Below are 19178 nucleotides of genomic sequence, written 5' to 3'. Positions count from 1 at the left end.
GTGTCCCAAACTTATTTACAACCCGTTTAAATCGGTTTGCAGACAGAATTATTGCACAAAAATGCGGAATTTTAAAACAAATTTGCGTTGCTTTGCCCTGCAAAATATTCTAATATTACAGGTTAGGCGTTTTTTAAGTTAAAAAAGTTTTAGAAGGCTTAGCAATGCGTAAAAACAAAACATCAATTTTTCTCACACTCCTTTTGTCTGTATCCGTTTTTGCAGCCTCTATCGACTTAAGCGGTCAGTGGCAGTTCAAACTAGATCCTCAGGATGAAGGCGAAGAACAGAGTTGGTTTAATCAAAGCTTTGAAAAGAGAATAAATCTGCCCGGCTCTATTCAGGAGCAGGGGTACGGAGAAGAGATCGGTTTAGACACCGATTTTGTCTGGCGAAAGTCTGTTGACTTTAAAAATTATCCCAAATGGCCTGAGCATCCTATGTATGATGAGTATTCAAAGCCGGGCAATATCCTGATACCCTATTTTCTCAATCCAGACCGTCATTATACGGGGCTCGCATGGTTCACAAAGGAAGTTGAGATTCCTGAAAACTGGGAAGATAAGGAGATATTCCTAAACCTTGAAAGAGTTCACTGGCGTTCTCACGTCTGGATTGATTCTGAAAAGGTCGGTCAGTTCGACAGCCTTGCAGCGAGTCATAAGTATAACTGCACAAACCAATTGTCTTCGGGTAGGCATAAGATTACTATAGCTGTGGATAACAGGATGCTCTATCCTATAGGTAAAAACTCCCATTCAATCACCAACCACACCCAAACCCCGTGGAACGGAATTATCGGAGCGATTGAGCTTTCTGCCAAGCCGAAGCTCAGGATAAGCGATGTGCAGGTGTATCCGAATATAGCAGAAAAAACTGCCGAAGTTAAGCTTAAAGTATCAGGCATTGAGGAATCTGAATACGGCAAGCTGAAAATCAGCGCATCTTCTTTTAATACCGGCAATCAGCATAAAACAGGCGTCCATTCATTTCCCGTAACTGCAGGCAGCATAAATCCGGAGATAGCCGTTAGTTTCCCGATGGGCGAAGACGTTTTGCTCTGGGATGAATTCAGCCCCAATCTCTACAGGATGAATTTGAGCCTTAATCTTGAAGGCCGGCAGGAAATAGCAGAATCGGCAGTTTTCGGGATGAGGGAGATCGAAACAGAAGGAAGCAGCTTCCTTGTTAATGGAAGAAAGACCTTCCTTCGTGGAACACTTGAATGCTGCATTTTCCCAAAAACAGGCTATCCCTCAATGGATATTGAGTACTGGGAAAAGATTATGACTCAGTGCAAAAACTACGGCCTAAATCACATAAGATTCCATTCGTGGTGCCCTCCTGAGCCGGCATTTGAGGCGGCAGACAGGGCAGGGGTATATCTCCAGCCCGAATGCAATATCTGGGCGGGTGTAAAAAGAAGAGATTCAGATATAGCGGCTTATGTTAAAGCCGAATGGAAAAGAATCCTCAAAGAATACGGTAATCACCCATCATTCACTCTTTACGGCGTTGGGAATGAAGGCTGGATGAAGGCCGAGATAATGGAAGAATTGATTCGGGAAACCAAAAACGATGACCGGAGAAGGCTTTATACTGGCTACGCAAACGGCTTCAATTCGGAAAACACTGAATACTATATAGGCAAATCTGTAAGCGTAAGCGGGGCACAAAATCTTGAAGCTCTGCGAAGATTCCGGATTCGATACCAGTGCGGCTGGCCGCCTGTTCCCGGCTCCAGCTATCTTACCTCAAGAGAGCCTGATACCAACCTGGACTACAGCACTATCGCAGCGCTTTATCCCAAGCCGCTTATTCAGCATGAAACTGTCCAGAGGTGCAGCTATCCGGATGTTGACGATATCGATAAATTTACCGGCAGCCTAACGCCCGGCTATTTGATCATAGCCAGAGACCAGCTCGAAGAGAGGGGAATGCTTGAGCAGAATGATGATTTCGTTCAGGCCTCAGGAAAATGGCAGGTTAAGCAGTTTAAGGAGGAAATTGAAGCAGGGCTCAGAACCAAAGGCCTCGGAGGCTTTCAGCTTTTGGATATTCATGATTTCCTCGGTCAGGGCACGGCCTTAGTGGGCGTTCTTGATGGTTTCTGGGACTCAAAGGGTTATGTAAGCGGGGAAGAATTCCGAAAATTCTGCTCGCCGGTTGTTCCGCTTCTCAGAATGAAAAAGCGAGTGTTTACTTCGCATGAACAATTTGATGCCAAACTTGAGGCCGCAAATTTCAGCCAAAGCGAGATATCGAATACTCAGCTCAGATGGGCGATTAAAGATGAATCAGGCGAGACGGTAAAACGCGGGGTTTGCCCTGAGGTGAATCTGCCAGTGGGCAACGGGCATTGGGCAGGCAGAATCAGATTCAATCTCTCCAGCCTGAACGCACCGGCAAAGTATAACATCAGCGTCAGCATCCTTCAGGCAGATGCTGAGAATAACTGGGATTTCTGGGTTTATCCGGAAAAGGCGGAAGTGCCCGAGCCAAAGGATTTCATAATCGCAGAAACGCTAAATGCGGAGAGTATGGATTATCTGCTGGAAGGCGCGAAAATGCTCCTTCTTCCGGAAAAAGATTACATTAAGGGAAATGTGAAACCGTGCTTCCCCAGCATATACTGGAACTGCCCGTGGACAGACGGCGGCGAATCAGATACGCTTGGTATGCTCTGTGATCCAAACCATCCGGTATTCAATGATTTTCCCACTGATATGCATACAAACTGGCAGTGGTGGGGATTGATGAATGACTGCAAGCCTATGATACTAAACGAGATGCCGAGAGATTTCCGGCCGGCGATCCAGATGATAGACGACTGGCACAGAAACAGAAAGCTCGGGCTGCTTTTTGAGGCGAAAGTGGGCGAAGGCAGCGTACTGGTTTGCTGCATGGATATAGAGTCTGGGCTGGATGAAAGGCCCGCTGCAAGACAGCTGAAAACCAGCATCTACAACTATATGCAGAGCGAAAATTTTGCCCCGCAGCAGAGCATTAGTACTGAAGAGCTAAGGGCAGTATTTAATTAAGAACAAGAAGGCTGAGCCACTGTTTAAGTTTTGGCGGATAATAAATACAAATAGGTGTTCTTCAGAGAGGCTTGGCAGTGTATAATAGATTTTAATGTTAATTTTAAGGAGCTATATTATGAAGTTGTTAAACTTTACGTGTATTTTGTGCATTATCGTAAGTGCGCAGGCAGCCAACTGGTGGACTAATGCCGAGTATAATGACTGGTCTTGGGGCAATGCGAATAACTGGGGGCAAAGCACAGTTCCCGATTCTTCAGCCGCTGCTGTAGAGATCAATAAATCCGGCTGGGAAGCAAGGGCTCAGGTGAGCCCGGAAGGTGATTTTGAATGCGGAAGTTTGTTAGTCGGAAAAAACTCAGGCCCTAGTTATCTGGTAGTTAAAGGCAGCTTGAAGGCATACGACAACGTTACAGCAGGAAACTGGGGCAGCGATGCAGACGGGACTATCGAAATAAGCCAAGGGGGCTCATTCATTGGAGAGAAAGCACTGTTTCTAGGACGGTACGCAGACACAAGAGGCGTGCTGAATGTAAATTCGGGGACGGTTGATGTAAACTGGAGCCTCTATGTTCCGGGCGACTGGAGCAGCTCCGGGGGAACTGCAGAGCTCAACGCCTACGGCGGCACTGTAACAGCTGACGACATCGTCATTCAGGATGGCGGTAAAGTAGATGTAACCGGAGGCACGCTGAAAGTGGCCGGGTATAAGAAGAACAAATTCGAGCAGTATGTTCAAGACGGTCTGCTTACAGCTTACGGCGGCGATCCGAGAGGATCAGTCAGCATAATTGAAGACGGTACGCACACTGTGATAACCGCATCAAAACTGCCAGAGGAGAATGTATTCAATCCTATGCCCGCAGATACGAAGGAATTGGAGTATTATACAGCTCCGCTCACACTTTCATGGCAGCCGGGTGAATTCGAAACACATCACGATGTTTATTTCGGAACAAGCTATGAGGACGTATCAGCGGCAACACCTTCAACTACGGGCATATATCAGGGCAGATTCGAAACTCCAGACTCAGACCCGAATCTCGTTTATTCTTACGGGCCTATGTCCGGCCTGAGCCTTGATGAGGAGTATTTCTGGAGAGTGGATTCAGTGAACACTGATACTTCTGAAGTTTGGAAGGGTGATGTATGGAGCTTTAACACGCCTGAGTATAATCTTATAGATGATTTTGAGAGCTACGATGAAGCCTCCCCTGTTGGCGATGTATGGTCCCCTGCACCCGACCCTAATACGGTTATAGCGGAGAATCAGCAGGCTGTAGAGCTTGCATACAATGACGGGCTGGCTGAGACATCCAGAATTCTGCCATTCAGCGACCTTTCTTTTGGAGAGGGCGAAGCAATTACTGTAAGCTTCTTCGGCGAGCTGCCGATGAACGCTCTGCTTTCTATTTCCCTTACAGACAGCAGCTCAAACAGCTACAGCGTATTGTATAATCCTTCCGTTGCAGACAGGGCAAATCAGTGGAAGGGCTTTGATGCAAAGCTCTCTGATTTCGCTGCAGGAGGCGTTGATATCACAGATGTTCAAACAGTTACTCTCGGGATCGATGCTGCAGGCTGCGGAGAGGGAAGCATATTCTTCGACAATCTGCAAGTTCATCCGAAACGCTGCGTTAACAGATACGCTTTTGGGGATTTCCGTGGTACAGACTGCTTAGCTGATCTTGGTGATTATTCTGTAATTGCTAATGACTGGGGAATGTCTGGAAAGATTGTAACAGCAGCCGAAAGCGAGCCGGCAGGCCTTACCGCAAGATATAAGTTTGACGAAACAGAAGGTGAAATCATTTCTGACTGCTCAGCTAACCAGCTTGACGGAGAGTTAAAAGGCACGAGTATGCCAGCTGGGGCTTGGAACCCGACCAGCGGCTATGACGGGGGCTGTTTAGATCTTTCTGTGATTTCCAGCGGCTGGTTCCAGTTCCCGGGAGAATCATTAGTACCTGAAAGACTCTCAGACCCGAATGCCGCAGGAGCAGATGAAGTTACTGTATCATTGTGGGTGAACGGGAATACTGATGCCAGGACATCAGATCAAAATCTGATGAAGTTTAAGAATCCAAACTGGGCTGGAGCAGTTTATCTTCCCGGGTCGTATCAGAAGGAAGGCAACATAGTTGAATTTGCACTGAACGGCGACAAGCTCAGCTGGGGCTGGGCAGGTCCTGAAGACTGGCAGGGAAGCTGGAATCATTATGCCTTTGTGAAAAATGCAAACACAGGCGAGCTGAACATATACAGAAACGGCGAGATGATGGCAAGAGATGCCTACTCTGCCTGCAGTCTGATTGATGTTACAAACTGGGAGCTTATTCGTGGCTGGAACGGAAAGGTTGATGATCTGAGATTCTACAACCGTGCTCTGAGCCAGGAAGAGATCTTGTATCTTGCTGGGCAGGATTCAGTGTATCAGGCCGTTCGTTCTTGGGCGGATAAAAACCACGACAATTCAGTTGACCTGACAGATTTGAGCAATATGTTCGACTGCTGGGTTGAAGAAAAGCTCTGGCCTTCTGAAGACTGATCAAAACATCCAACTGTGCTCTAAAACTTGCACGTTCTTAAAGGGGCGTGCAGGTTTTTTCTGTTAATTCCAATATTCAGAATTGAGCTTTTATGATAAAACAAAGTTACAGCCAAATCATTTGCTTATTTGCTTCAGCTTTTTTATTGTTCTCACCAGTCTGCGCGGCAGCAGGAAACTGGTGGTCTGACAACGGCAGCGGACATAAATGGACAACCCCCGCAAACTGGGGACAGAACCATGTCCCGATTTGCAGCGAGGATATTACAATCGATGTGCAGGGTGATTCAGCCAGCCCTGTGATAGAATCCGGAGATGAGCTCTGCTGCAATGCTTTCAAATTTAAGACCGGTAAAATGCAGCTGAAATCAGCCTCCCTGCAGGTAAACGGCTGGGGCGGTGCAGGAAGCTGGGGAGGCGGAACTGCCGAGCTTTTGCTTTCAGACAGCACACTTGATGCTGAAGGCATTTTTTACGTCGGAAATTCTCAAACGGGAAGGATGACTGTTAAAAACGGCTCTTCAGTTAGAATCAGCAACACCCTCTGGATTGCCAGAAGCGAAAATAACGCTCCGGCTTCAGGGCATCTGTTTATAGCAGACGGCACGGTAGAGGTGAATTGGCTCAGGGTGGATAATTCACAGCTCAGCACGGGAAAGATAAACATAACTGACGGCAGTCTTACAATCAATGCAGATCAGCAGGATTTGGCAAATCAGCTCAAATCAGAAGGCTTTATCAAGGCATACGGAGGCCATCCGCTGGCAGAGGTGGAGGTTCGTCTTGAAAACGGCAAGACGATAATCCAAACGCAAATCAAAACTTTTCCCTCCGATCTGAACGCAGATTATGTTGTAGATTTAGAGGACTTTTCGAATTTGGGCGAATGCTGGCTTTCAGATTTTGAGAATGATAATTTCAGCGAAACCGCAGACTTAGAGCCCTCAGGAAATATTACAAAACAAGACCTCAAACAGCTTGCTATTAGCTGGCTTAGCTTAAAATCGGATGTAGAAATAGTGATAGACAATAATAACCAGCTTCACCAGATCAGCCCATACCTAAACGGAACGTGCGTGAATACCTGCTTCGACAATGACCAGCGCTGGTCTAACGGAATTATTCCCCAGAGGATTTCCGAGCTGGGGGCTGAGGTTCTTCGTTATCCCGACACAGCAAAAGGCGGCTGGCACTGGCAGGAATGCCCGGGAGCCCCGGCTTGGAGAGATTCGTGGGAGACCGATCCGGATTCCTTTTACTACTTCGAGGATAAAAGTGTTTGCCAGTCCGAACATACCATGGATATAGATGATTATCGGTACTGGTGCTATTTGCTTGATGTGGAGCCTTTTATTACGATAAACTTCCAGTCCGGCTGGAGATACAACAGAATTCAGGATTCATTGAACGAAACGCTTGCTCTTGTGCAGCACTGCAAAAACAACAATTACAACATCAAATACTGGCGTATAGGCAACGAGCCTTTTAATATGACAGCATCAGAGCTTGCCGGTATTGTTAATATGTTTGTCCCCGCAATGAAGCAGATAGACCCGAATATTGAGATTATCGTAAACACCTCCAATCATTTCAATACGCCTTATTCTGCACCGAGATGGAGCGAATTTTTTGAGCTTGCAGGTGATAAAGTTGACTATGCAGACCTGCACTGCTACTGGAGATGGGGCGATAAGGATGAGCCGGCTGAGAATTTGGCTACGTGGGAGAATTTTATCAATGATGTTCCAATCACAGCTGAGCATACCGAATGGGCAGGCGAACATTTGACTTACAACGAGGAGATAAACAATTTCCGCAGCAGGTATTCCCAGTATGGGATAGACGTTATAATTTCAGAATGGAACGCAGGGCCCCTATGGCACAGAATTGAGAGATCGCATTATCAGGCTGCCTTGATTCAGAGTGAGATGATGATGCAGTTTATTAAGGGCGATTTGTTTATGGCCACGAGGTGGCCGGGCTCATGGGGAGCTGTGCAGGGCGACAGGGCATTTATAGACCCCGAAACATTGCAGCCCAGACCAGTACTCAAAGCGATGAATCTTTTCAATAGTATTCTGGGCGAAACGCTCCTGAGTTCTGATTCAGGCGTGCCGGCTGTTCCTTGCGTTTCTGCTTACAACGAGGAAGACAATAAGCTGTTCAATATCCTGCTCAACAAAACCGGTTCACGAAAAAAGATACTTATCGAAAACAGCTCACCAGTGCAATCGGCGCAGGTGCAGATACTTTCCGCTCAAAACGGCGATGTTTGGAGAGACAGCGCCCTGCTGAATACCGCTGATTCTATTGAGAAGGGGAATTCAGTTTATTATTCTTTGCCGGCATATTCTCTGGCTCTATGCGAGATTCAGCTTTAAAGAGTGTGGAAGCGGCTGCTGCAGCAAAACTTAAAGTAATTGAAAGGGCATTAAAATGACAAAAACTCCTTAATAAAAAATTTTGCAATAGGCCTAACTTTCTGCAAAAAAAAGTTGACTCTTTCAAAGCTTTCAATATTATACCTCTCTCTTAAAGGGCTGTTAGCTCAGTTGGCTAGAGCACCTGCCTTACAAGCAGGGGGTCGCAGGTTCAAGTCCTGCACGGCCCATTTTTACCAATTTCACAAGCAAACGCACTGCGTAGATTTTCCTCGCATAAATCATTGTCTCCGTGATACTTAGAAAGATTTTCAATTGCCGTTTGCACATAATCACAACTCTTTGAATTGCCCTGCATATACGGTTTAGTAGGCGTTTCAATATACGGTTCAGTATACACTCTGAATTTGTATTGTCAGATTCTATCCCGGAAGCTTCTAGATAATCATCTTTAGAACACCTCCTAACCCTTCCCGCCTGCGGCAAGCCTTTAAGCGTAGCTCAGTTTAAATATCTCGTTTTGTGGAATCGCTGCGTAATACTAAAGACAATCAGAGCCGCACGTGGAGTCCGCCGAAGGCGGAGAGCCTGTCCGCCGCAGGCGGAGGGGCACAGAGGGGAGATATTTTTTTAACCACTAATCAGCACTAATTTTTCACTAATGATTTAAGATAAGTTTTTTTGATAAGAAAGCCAATTTAAAATTAATATGAAATCTTTATCTCATCCTGTAAATCTTGTTAATCCTGTCTAATTTATCACATCCTCCTCCGATTGCTCCGATTCCTCTCCGCCTCCGGCGGACAGGCTCGGTATAAATCAAATTCACATTTGAGGGGACAGACGCATAAATGAGGGAAAGCTCTATGCCGGAAGGACGTTTCACCGCAATACCAAACTCTTCTACAATGTTTAAATTGATTTTTACACGGAGGTATCGGAGGAAACGGAGGGGAGAGGAAAAAAATATGAGAGAGATGTTTTCAGCCGCTAATCTACACTAATTTTTCACTAATGATTTTGCCCCTCACAATCCGCCACAGGCGGACTTGCAGCTCTGCCACTCGCCACTCGTAACGAGCAGCGAATCTATCCGCTTGTTTCGTCCGCCTTCGGCGGACTCCACGCACGGCTCTGATTGTCGTTAGCATTTCGCAGCGACTTCACGAAACTAACGTTTAAACCGAGCCGCGAGCCACCCGCCGCAGGCGGACTTGCAGCTCTGCTGCTCGCCACAGGCCACAAAAACTCCGTGCAATCTGTGTAATATATCTGCGAGGTCTGTGCAATCAGCGGATTTATCTCTTTTGCGATTCAAGCAAACCTTCTTCTGGCATCAAAAAAGATATCTGTCCGCGTGTTTCTGCCGGCCCTTTCCCCACTTTCCAAAAGGCTCTTTTTGAATATAATGCCCTCTTTCAAAGGAACTGGAATTTTATTGTATTTTGCAGGTTTTACTATGGCAGTTACAAGATTCGCCCCTTCTCCCACGGGCTACTTACATATCGGCGGAGCGAGAACCGCTCTTTTCAACTGGCTCTACGCGCGAAAAACAGGCGGGAAATTTATCCTCCGCATAGAAGATACCGACCAGAAACGCAACACCTCCACAGCCATGAAGCAGGTTCTCGAAGACCTCCGCTGGCTCGGTATAGACTGGGACGAAGGCCCCGAAGCGGGCGGGGAGAACGGCCCTTATCTCCAGAGCGAGCGGATGGATATATACCAAGAACACTTAAACCGCCTGCTGGAAAGCGGCAATGCCTACTACTGCTTCGAAACTGCTGAAGAACTTGCAGAAATGCGTGATAAGGCAGTGAAGGATTCCGGCGGCTTTATTTACAAAACCCCAGCCAGCCTTCCCACAGAACAGGATGCAGAAAAGGCGCGTCGAGAGGGCAGGCCTGTAACTGTCCGGTTTGCCGTCCCGCAGGACAAACAGATCGTGTTTGAAGACAAGGTGCGCGGAACTGTGGCTGTAAATCCGTCTGAGATTTCCGATTTCATAATCCGCAAATCCGACGGCTTCCCCACGTATCATTTTGCTGTTGTGGTGGATGATGCGCTGATGGGCGTGAGCCATATTATCCGCGGGCAGGAGCACCTTATGAACACCCCCGGGCATATCCTCCTGCAGGAGGCCCTTGGCTTTGAAAGGCCGGAGTATGCCCATATATCGCTCACCGTAAGCGATACAGGCGGGAAGCTCAGCAAGCGGGAAAGGCCAAACGCACTGCGCAAAGCTGTAAAGGCAAGCGATAAAAGCAAAGCAGAGATTGCCGCTGCCGGCGGGATGACCGAAGAAGACCTTGAGAGATTCCTCAAGAAGAAGGCTGTTCCGGATGAGGATGCCGTAAATCATATTGCCGATTTCCTCGGGGTTAAGCTGCCTGAGATAAACGTGCGTGATTTCGTAAAAAGCGGGTATGTTCCGGAGGCCGTGCTGAATTTTGTGGCCCTTCTGGGCTGGAATCCCGGCGGAGATAAGGAGATTATGAGCCGTGAGGAAATAAAAAACGCCTTCACGCTCGATAAGCTCGGCAGGGCCAACAGCTTTTTCGACCGCGACAAACTCATAGCCTTCAACACCGAACACATAAACCATGCAGACTCCAAAACCCTCCTCCGGCACTTTAAAACATTCCTCGAGAAGAATTCAAGCCCGCTTCTGGAAAAGGAAGACTGGCTGCTTGAAAGGGCGGTGCACCTGAGCAGAGGAGCGAAAACATTCAGGGACGTGCTCGATAAATGCAGGCTCTTTTTCATCGACACCAATGATATCCAATACGATCCAAAGGCCGTGAAGAAGGTGATTGCGAAGAACGAATGGCAGGGACTTGCGGTTTTGCGTGATATGCGGATACTGCTTGAAGGGATTGAAGATTTCTGCGCTGAAAACATTGAATCCCAGCTCCGTGCCTACGGCGAGAAGAATGAGCTTGGTCTCGGGAAGATTGCCCAGCCTATCAGGGTTGCCCTTTCCGGCGGGACTATAAGCCCTGCTATATTTGATTCGATCGAGATTCTCGGAAAGGCTTGCGTTCTGCAAAGAATAGACAGGTCGCTGGCGGAGCTTGAATATTATCAGCTCTGAACACAAACATTATTCTAATTTTGTTTTTTCCGGCAGTTGTGTATATTTCCATAAATTCTTGGAAAGGTAACGATGAAAAATAGAGATTTAACTGCCGTAATAGTATTTATCCTTTGCTGCGCCGGCCTGCTTTTTGTGCCCACCGGCTTCAAAACCAACACCGACCGGGGCTCAAGGCATGCAAGGGCTAAGGTTCTCTCGATTGACAACAGCGACCTCCAGCAGTTCTCAATCGTGCTTACAGGCAGCCAGCGGATGGAGGTTGAGGTGCTCTCAGGTGAGCACGAGGGGGAGAAATTTCAGGCGATTAACCAGCTTCAGGGCAGGATGGAATTTGATGAGATATACGAAAAGGGCGATACAATCCTCATCGAATACCGCTACAAAGCAGACTCAACAACCGCATATTCCCGCGGGCACTACCGAATACATCTGGAAATCCTGCTGGCTGTAATGTTTGCTGTGTTCCTCGTGTCTGTAGCCGGCTGGACGGGAACAAAGGCTCTGCTGTCGTTCGTATTTGCTGCTCTTATGATATGGAAGCTGCTTATACCTGCCATGCTCAAGGGCTGGAATCCATACCCCATTTCCGTGTTTACCGTGGCCGCATTAACCGCCTCGGTGAGCTTTCTCGTGGGCGGGATAAACAAACGAGGCCTTGCCACATTCGCAGGTTCGTTCTCCGGGCTCGTGTTTGCCAGCGTTTTAGCGGTGGTATTCACGAATCTGTTCAGTGTTGACGGGGCGGTACGGCCGTTTGCCGAATCGCTGCTTTATGCCGGGTTCCCTGAGCTGGATTTGAACGCAATATTTACCTGCGGGATTTTTATTGCCTGCTCTGGTGCGGTGATGGATTTGGCGATGGATATATCCTCCGCAATGCACGAGATCAAGCATAAAAGGCCTGATATACATTTCACCGAGCATATCCTTTCCGGTTTGAGAGTGGGAAGAAATGTTATCGGAACTATGACAACAACCCTCCTGCTTGCCTATTCCGGCGGATATACAACTATGCTGATGTATTATATGGGGCAGGGGACTCCTCTGATTGAATTTTTCAACCTGAAGCTCGTTTCCGCTGAGATACTAAATGTGCTTGTGGGAAGCTTCGGGCTCGTGGCTGTTGCCCCGTTTACAGCTTTAGTAGCTGGGCTGCTCTTCAAAACCGATAAACACGAAGCCGAAAACGGCAAACCGGTTTAAATACGCAGATTGTGAGTTTCCCTATAACAGCGAAAGCCGCCTTATCCCGGCAAGGCGGCAGGTTTTCCATGCGCCCGCAAACCTCCACACAAATAATAACCGTCAAATCCCTTCGAGCCCTTCGCGGGCTTAGTGATACAAAACAACAATAAAATCCGTGTAATCGGTGTAATCTCTGTGGATAGTTACCGCTCGGATATGCCAAAATGACAGCAGAAAATATTTCCCGATTCCGGATTTTAGCCCGTTTTGTTTGATATGGAGAGCGAAAGCCGGTATGGCACGGATTTTGTGTATCTTTGTGCGTTCCTGAATTTTACGGAAAGGTAATTGAGGATGAAATTTGACAAATTTACAGTAAAAGCACAAGAAGCCCTGGCTACTGCTCAGCAGATTGCTATGGCTAAGAAAAATACGGTTTTGAGCCCGCTGCATCTGTTCTCTGCAATACTCGATGACGAAGAAGGTGTTGCGGGGCAGGTTTTCGAAAAGCTTGGGGTGAAGGCTTCAAGGCTCAAGGAGATGACAGAATCTGAGATTATGAAGCTCTCCACCGGCAAGACAGGCTCTATGATTATGCCGGATATGCAGCTCAATCAGATAGTGCTGAACGCCCAGAATGAGGCAGATCAGATGGGAGATGAGTATCTCAGTGTTGAGCATATTCTGATTTCCCTTGCGAAGGTGGAAAGTACGGTAAAAGAAATCCTGAGCCTCAATTCAATTAACGCAGACCAGATAAAAGAGGCCGTTGACACAATTCGCGGAGGGCAGAAGGTAACCGATGAGAATCCCGAGGCGGGCTATCAGGCGCTCGAGAAATACGGGATTGATCTTGTGGAGATGGCAAGAAACGGCAAGCTAGACCCTGTTATAGGCCGAGAAGACCAGATCCGCAGATGTATGCAGGTGCTAACCCGACGCACGAAAAACAACCCCGTGCTGATTGGCGAGCCGGGGGTTGGGAAAACGGCTATCGTTGAAGGAATGGCGCAGAGAATTGTGGATGGAGACGTCCCGGCGGGGCTCAAGGAAAAGAAGATTATAGCTCTCGATATGGGCTCTCTTATTGCAGGCACGAAATTCCGCGGCGAGTTTGAGAGCAGGTTCAAGGCCGTTCTCAAAGAGGTAACCGAATCAGAAGGCAAGATTATTCTGTTTATCGATGAGCTCCATAATATAGTAGGAGCGGGGAAGACAGAAGGTTCTGTGGATGCAGGAAATCTCCTGAAGCCCTCGCTTGCAAGGGGCGAACTTCGCTGCATAGGCGCTACTACCCTCACCGAATACCGCAAGCATATCGAGAAAGATGCCGCCCTTGAGAGGAGATTCCAGCCGGTGCTGGTGGAGGCGCCTTCTGTGGAGGAAACCGTTGCGATTCTACGCGGCCTGAAAGACCGCTACGATGCCCATCACGGCGTGCGGATTCAGGATTCTGCGCTCGTATCAGCGGCCACCCTCTCCAACCGCTATATTACAGACCGCTGGCTCCCCGATAAGGCTATAGACCTCATAGACGAGGCCGCTTCGAAGCTGCGCATTGAAAACGACTCTCTGCCCGAGGAGCTTGATAAGATAAGGCGGAGGATCGTTCAGCTGCAGATTGAGCGGGAGGCTCTCAAGAAAGAGAGCGATGAGGCGAGCCAGAAACAGCTTGCCGATACGGAAAAGCAGCTTGAAGAGCTCGAAAAAGAAAACCAGAAGCTCACGGAGCAGTGGAACCGTGAGAAGGAAGGTATCGATGAGCTCAAATCGATAAAGCAGGAAGTTGAGAAGGCTCATAACGAATTCGAGGAAGCCCAGAGGAACGGCGAGCTCGAAAAGGCTGCAAGGATCAAGTACGGCAAGATTATCGAGCTGGAAAAACAGCTCGAGGAGGCCGAAAAGAAATCCCGCGAGGAAGGCAGCGAAGAGCCCAAGCTCATCCAGAACGAGGTAACAGCCGAGCAAATCGCAGAGGTGGTTTCTAGCTGGACGGGAATCCCCGTTTCAAACCTGATGGTGGGCGAGAGAGAGAAGCTTATCAATATGGAAACCAAGCTCGAAGAGAGGGTTGTCGGGCAGGATCAGGCGGTTTCCTCGCTTTCCAACGCAGTGCGGAGGAGCCGTGCAGGCCTCAGCGATCCGAAACGCCCGATAGGCGTGTTCCTGTTTCTCGGGCCTACAGGCGTAGGCAAAACAGAGCTTGCCAAGGCGCTCGCTGAATTTATGTTCAACGACGAAAACGCCATGATACGAATCGATATGAGCGAATTTATGGAAGCCCATTCTGTTTCTCGGCTTATCGGAGCCCCTCCGGGATACGTGGGTTATGAAGAAGGCGGCAAACTCACCGAATCCGTGCGCAGGCGGCCTTATTCTGTGGTACTGCTTGATGAGATCGAAAAGGCGCATGAAGACGTGTTCAACGTGATGCTCCAGATCTTTGATGACGGCCGGCTTACAGACGGCAAGGGCAGAACGGTGGACTTCAAGAACACCGTTATCATTATGACCAGCAACCTCGCAGGCGATCAGATCAGATCGCTCACGCAGGAAGACGGGGCAGACTGGGAGATCGAAGCCCACGTGCGGGATGTGCTTTCGCAGGTGTTCCGGCCGGAATTTCTCAACAGGATTGATGAGAAGCTCGTATTCAAGACGCTCGGAAGAGAAGAGCTAAAGCAGATTGTTGAGCTCCAGCTTGAAAACCTCAGGCAAAGGCTCGCTGAGAAGGATGTTGAGGTTGAGTTTACCGATGCTGCTACCGAGCTGATTATGGACGAAGGGTACGACCCCGTTTTTGGTGCAAGGCCTCTAAAACGGGCTATCCAGCACAGACTTGAAAACAAACTCGCCTCAGAGATGCTTGAAGGCAAATTCTCCCAAGGCGATAAGATACTCATAGACGCCGATAGATTTAACTACACTGTAAAGAAACTCGAAGCCGGCGATTAACATAGATCTAGGGGCGTATAATTTACGCCCCTTTTAGTTTTCCGTTTGAAAAGTCTCCTCTAATTCGCAAAATTCTGGAGTTGATCCGGTTTATTTTCTGTACCCTCGCACCCACCAAAACCGATATTGGATCTGGGCAATTTGTGTAATCTGCAGATTACATCGAGTTCTTCTGAACTCAAGGACAGGACATCGCTTCTGCTTATGATTAAAAAATGCGACAAGGCGGACAGGGATGCCCCGGATATGCAATGAAGAATAAATCTTAAGAAAAATTGCAAAAATCCCGCAGCTGTTCATATTAACAGGTGATGAAAGACTGGTAAACTATGGCCAGAGCTTAACGCAAAGAAGTTTTGAAATACTTATTAGCTCAAGATTCATCTGAAGGATTATATATGAAGCTGAAGATTCTTTTTGTAATTATTTGTTTTGTCGGCTTTTCAGCTCAGGCTGAGCTTGTGAACCACTGGCAGCTTAACGAAGGCAGCGGTTTTAGTATATCGGGTATAGGTAAAGCTGAAAGCTCAGGCACGCTGATGCAGGCGGGCAAGAGCGGAAAGCATGGCCCGAGCTGGTACAGCGATTCCCAGCGGGGCAGCGTTTTGGAGTTCGACGGGGACGACTGGATACTCACAAATTCCCGCGGCGTTCTGGGCGGGAGGCCTCGCACGATAACGGTATGGTTTTATCTGCTCAGCAGCAAACACCGCCATACACTGCTCCAATACGGCGGGACAGGCCGAGGCGGGGAATATTTCCGCCTGCTTGCAGAAGACCAGCGGCTTCGTTTTGAGGTTGCCAATGGCAATGCGCTTGCATTGAATGCAGGCGATATCTCTCTGAACTGCTGGCATTATGCAGCTTTGGTGATTGATGATTTCAACGGCGACGGACAAACCCGCACGCCTGAAGTGAAGTTTTATTTCGATGGGCGCCAGCGAGAACAAACCGCCGGGGTAAACCAAATCATAAACACCCGCATCAACGGCGAGGACGGGTATGTGCACCTGGGCGGAGCGGCTCAGGCCGGCAGCGGCAAACCTCCACGCGAGGCGATGGTCGGATATCTGGGGGATGTAAAGATATATGATACCGCCCTCTCAGAAGACGAGGTGATAAAGGATATGGGTCAGAAAACTGCATGGAGCCCGATGCCTGCAAACGAGCAGAACGTGCCTGTTTCAATAGATTCGCTCTCGTGGCTGGCGGGGATACACTCAAAACAGCAGGACTTATATTTCGGGAACAATTATTATGACGTATCAAGGGCAAGCCCCAAAAAACCGATGGGCGTGTATTTGGAGACAGCAAGGCTCACAGGTTCCGGGCAGATCGGCCGATACAGGATAGATTTATCAGAAGAGGAAATCGAATTAAGGCCTTTAAGAACGTATTACTGGCGGGTTGACCAGCGCAATGCAGACTTCTCCGAAAGCCCTTGGAAGGGCAGGGTATGGAAATTCACAACCCAAAGGCTCAAGGCCTGCCCATCCCAGCTCAAAGCAAACGGCGAGCTGCCCGATATAAAGCTCACTTGGGATCCTCCGCGTGATATTTCAGACCCTGTTTACGAGGCGGTGATTGCGGAAGATTCAGATTTCCAGAAAATCGCAGAACGAGCAAATGGGCTGAAAAAGCCTTCTTGGAAGCCTGAAGAGGGCAAACTTGCCATTGGCCGGCAATACTATTTCAAAGTTCGGGCATACAAACCCGGCGAGCCCGAGATGGAGGGGGTGAGCGAGGTTATGCCACTGCTTTATGATTCGCCGATAAAGGTTGAATACTTCGATAAATACACAGAAAATTCTGAGCTGGAAAGCTTCTGGCAGGATGGCGGCGGCAAACCTTCCAATGCCGCTTCTATAAGCCTCAGTTTCGAGGCAGACGGGCAGTCTATGAGGCTCGATTACGACACTATGGTGAAGCTTTGCGAGGCGAAAAGAAAATTCAATGAGCCTCAAAACTGGCTCGATAGCGAAGCGGAGGTGATGGAACTCTTTTTTCGCGGAACCCCCCAGAACTACCCCGCCCTTCTTTACATTGAGATCGAGGATTTGCAGGGTCAGGCGGCAAAAATTACCTGCACAAAAAGCGGGAAGCAGCTTGTGGAGCCAAAGTGGTCCCCTTGGGAAAAGGTGAGGATCCCTTTGAGCAAATTTGAATCAGAGGGTGTGAATCTTACGCAAATCAGCTCTTTGAAGATCGGTGTTGAGGCTGGCTCCGGGCAAACGGGCAGCGGAACAGTTTTTGTTGATTCGATAGGGCTGGATATCAAACGCCCTTCAAATAAATAAGAATTTCGGGAAAAATTATGGTATATTCAAATTTAACATACAGGAAGCTTTATGAAAAGAAGAGATTTTGTTAAATTAGCCGGCTCCGCATTCGGCGCAGCCTTCTGCTCAACAGTGAGCGGGCAAACCTTTTTTGCCAACAGCAAGATGAAGGTAAGCAAATCCGACCGCCCAAACATCATCCTGATTCTTGCAGATGACATGGGTTTTGCGGATATAGGCTGCTACGGCTCTGAGGTTCAAACCCCCAACCTCGACAAGCTCGCAGCTCAGGGAATCCGTTTCACACAGTTCTACAACAGCGCCCGCTGCTGCCCCACAAGGGCGTCTCTTCTCACAGGTCTGCACCCCCATCAGGCGGGCATTGGCTGGATGACAGACAAGTGGGCGGAAAATCAGCGTGAAAATCTCAACAGCCCCGCCTACACAGACGGGCTCAACAAGGAATGCATCACAATCGCTGAGGGGCTCAAACGAGGCGGCTATCATACGATGATGTCCGGCAAATGGCACGTTGGCGAGGACAGAGACAGAGGGCACTGGCCTTTTCAGCGAGGCTTTGATAAATCCTTCTCGCTGATCGTGGGGGCGAGCAGCTATTTCAGGATGAATCCAAATGTAACCGTTTTGAACGACAAAAAGATCGATGCAAATCACGACGACTTCTACATAACAGACGAATTCACAAAGTATGCAAATAAGTTCATCGAAGAGGCGGCCGAAGAGAAGCAGGAGCCGTTCTTTATGTACCTTGCCTACACCTCCCCGCACTGGCCTCTGCACGCAAGACCGGAGGACATAGAGAAATACCGCGGCAAATACAAGGCCGCAGGAGGCTGGCCAGGGGTGAGGGCTGAGAGATTCGAGCGTATGAAGAAGATGGGCATTATAGACCCGAGCTGGGATATATCTGAGCCCGATCAGGGCGTGCTGGACTGGAGCAGTGTTGATCAGGACGAGATGGACCTGCGTATGGCGGTGTATGCTGCTCAAATAGATTCAATGGATCAGAATATCGGCAAGCTGGTTGAAAAGCTCGAAGAGCTCGATATCAGAGACAACACCCTGATTATGTTCCTCGCTGATAACGGCGCCTGCGCAGAGCACTACAACAAAAAGGAAGGCAAAATAGGCTCGGCCGATTCTATGACTGCATACTGGCAGTCCTGGGCGAATGTGAGCAATGTTCCGTTCAGGAGATACAAACACTGGGCTCACGAAGGCGGCATCGCAACCCCCCTGATTGCAAACTGGCCGGCTCAAATCAAAAAGCATGGGATGATTACCCCGGAACCCGGACACATTACAGACATTATGGCAACCTGTCTCGACCTCGCCGACACGGCGTACCCCGAAACGTACGACGGCCATCAGATTACCCCGCTGGAAGGCAAGAGCCTCGCCCCGATTTTCACCAAAGGAACACGTCCGGGGCACGATTATATCTGCGTTGAGCATGAAGGGCATCGCTGCTGCAGGAAGGGCAAATGGAAATTAGTGGCTGTGGCCAATGAGCCATGGGAGCTGTATGATATGGAGGCAGACAGAACCGAAACGAATGATCTGGCAAGTGAGCATCCGGATAAGGTGGCAGAGCTGGAAGCCGATTACAACACATGGGCAGCAAAATGCAATGTCCGACCGCCTTCATACTGGTAGCCGCGTTGAGCGGAA

The 19178-nt window shown here is 48.6% G+C and carries 8 protein-coding genes and 1 tRNA gene; all 9 read left to right on the top strand.

Annotated elements, in window-relative coordinates; translation table 11 throughout:
• Positions 1-164: 164 nt before the first annotated feature.
• The 9 genes from STSP1_RS07190 to STSP1_RS07150 all read left to right on the top strand — a co-directional run bounded on the left by STSP1_RS07190 (position 165) and on the right by STSP1_RS07150 (position 19163).
• Positions 165-3041, top strand: coding sequence for a glycoside hydrolase family 2 TIM barrel-domain containing protein (locus STSP1_RS07190; protein ID WP_085755706.1), 2877 nt, complete (start codon positions 165-167; stop codon positions 3039-3041).
• Between the two features lie 118 nt (positions 3042-3159).
• On the top strand, positions 3160-5589 hold the full coding sequence (locus tag STSP1_RS07185) for a LamG domain-containing protein (RefSeq protein ID WP_161491665.1): 2430 nt from the start codon (positions 3160-3162) through the stop codon (positions 5587-5589).
• A gap of 146 nt (positions 5590-5735) precedes the next feature.
• The gene (locus STSP1_RS07180; RefSeq protein ID WP_085755704.1) at positions 5736-7970 is read left to right on the top strand and encodes a hypothetical protein; all 2235 of its coding nucleotides are present in this window, start codon (positions 5736-5738) and stop codon (positions 7968-7970) included.
• Positions 7971-8126: 156 nt separating this feature from the next.
• Positions 8127-8200, top strand: a tRNA-Val gene (locus tag STSP1_RS07175).
• A gap of 1229 nt (positions 8201-9429) precedes the next feature.
• A complete protein-coding gene (gene gltX, locus STSP1_RS07170; RefSeq protein ID WP_161491664.1) occupies positions 9430-11064 on the top strand; it encodes a glutamate--tRNA ligase in 1635 nt (544 codons plus the stop codon).
• 72 nt (positions 11065-11136) lie between these two features.
• The gene (locus tag STSP1_RS07165) at positions 11137-12270 is read left to right on the top strand and encodes a YibE/F family protein (RefSeq protein WP_085755702.1); all 1134 of its coding nucleotides are present in this window, start codon (positions 11137-11139) and stop codon (positions 12268-12270) included.
• Positions 12271-12606: 336 nt separating this feature from the next.
• The gene (gene clpB / locus STSP1_RS07160; RefSeq protein WP_085755701.1) at positions 12607-15207 is read left to right on the top strand and encodes an ATP-dependent chaperone ClpB; all 2601 of its coding nucleotides are present in this window, start codon (positions 12607-12609) and stop codon (positions 15205-15207) included.
• A gap of 398 nt (positions 15208-15605) precedes the next feature.
• Complete coding sequence (locus tag STSP1_RS07155) at positions 15606-17504, top strand: LamG domain-containing protein (protein ID WP_085755700.1); 1899 nt, start codon at positions 15606-15608, stop codon at positions 17502-17504.
• A 51-nt stretch (positions 17505-17555) separates the two neighbouring features.
• Complete coding sequence (locus STSP1_RS07150; protein WP_085755699.1) at positions 17556-19163, top strand: arylsulfatase; 1608 nt, start codon at positions 17556-17558, stop codon at positions 19161-19163.
• The last annotated feature ends 15 nt before the right edge of the window (positions 19164-19178 follow it).

The sequence above is a fragment of the Sedimentisphaera salicampi genome, from assembly GCF_002117005.1.
In the GTDB taxonomy this organism is placed as follows: Bacteria; Planctomycetota; Phycisphaerae; order Sedimentisphaerales; family Sedimentisphaeraceae; genus Sedimentisphaera; species Sedimentisphaera salicampi.
Note: the sequence above shows the minus strand (reverse complement) of the source record. Positions and strands in the feature narration are given on the sequence as shown.

What these genes read in the sequence shown, in the direction of transcription:
- STSP1_RS07185 (WP_161491665.1), top strand. Translation starts at nt 3,160, where the DNA reads ATGAAGTTGTTAAACTTTACGTGTATTTTGTGCATTATCGTAAGTGCG.
- STSP1_RS07165 (WP_085755702.1), top strand. Translation starts at nt 11,137, where the DNA reads ATGAAAAATAGAGATTTAACTGCCGTAATAGTATTTATCCTTTGCTGC.
- STSP1_RS07150 (WP_085755699.1), top strand. Translation starts at nt 17,556, where the DNA reads ATGAAAAGAAGAGATTTTGTTAAATTAGCCGGCTCCGCATTCGGCGCA.
- STSP1_RS07155 (WP_085755700.1), top strand. Translation starts at nt 15,606, where the DNA reads ATGAAGCTGAAGATTCTTTTTGTAATTATTTGTTTTGTCGGCTTTTCA.
- clpB (WP_085755701.1), top strand. Translation starts at nt 12,607, where the DNA reads ATGAAATTTGACAAATTTACAGTAAAAGCACAAGAAGCCCTGGCTACT.
- gltX (WP_161491664.1), top strand. Translation starts at nt 9,430, where the DNA reads ATGGCAGTTACAAGATTCGCCCCTTCTCCCACGGGCTACTTACATATC.
- STSP1_RS07190 (WP_085755706.1), top strand. Translation starts at nt 165, where the DNA reads ATGCGTAAAAACAAAACATCAATTTTTCTCACACTCCTTTTGTCTGTA.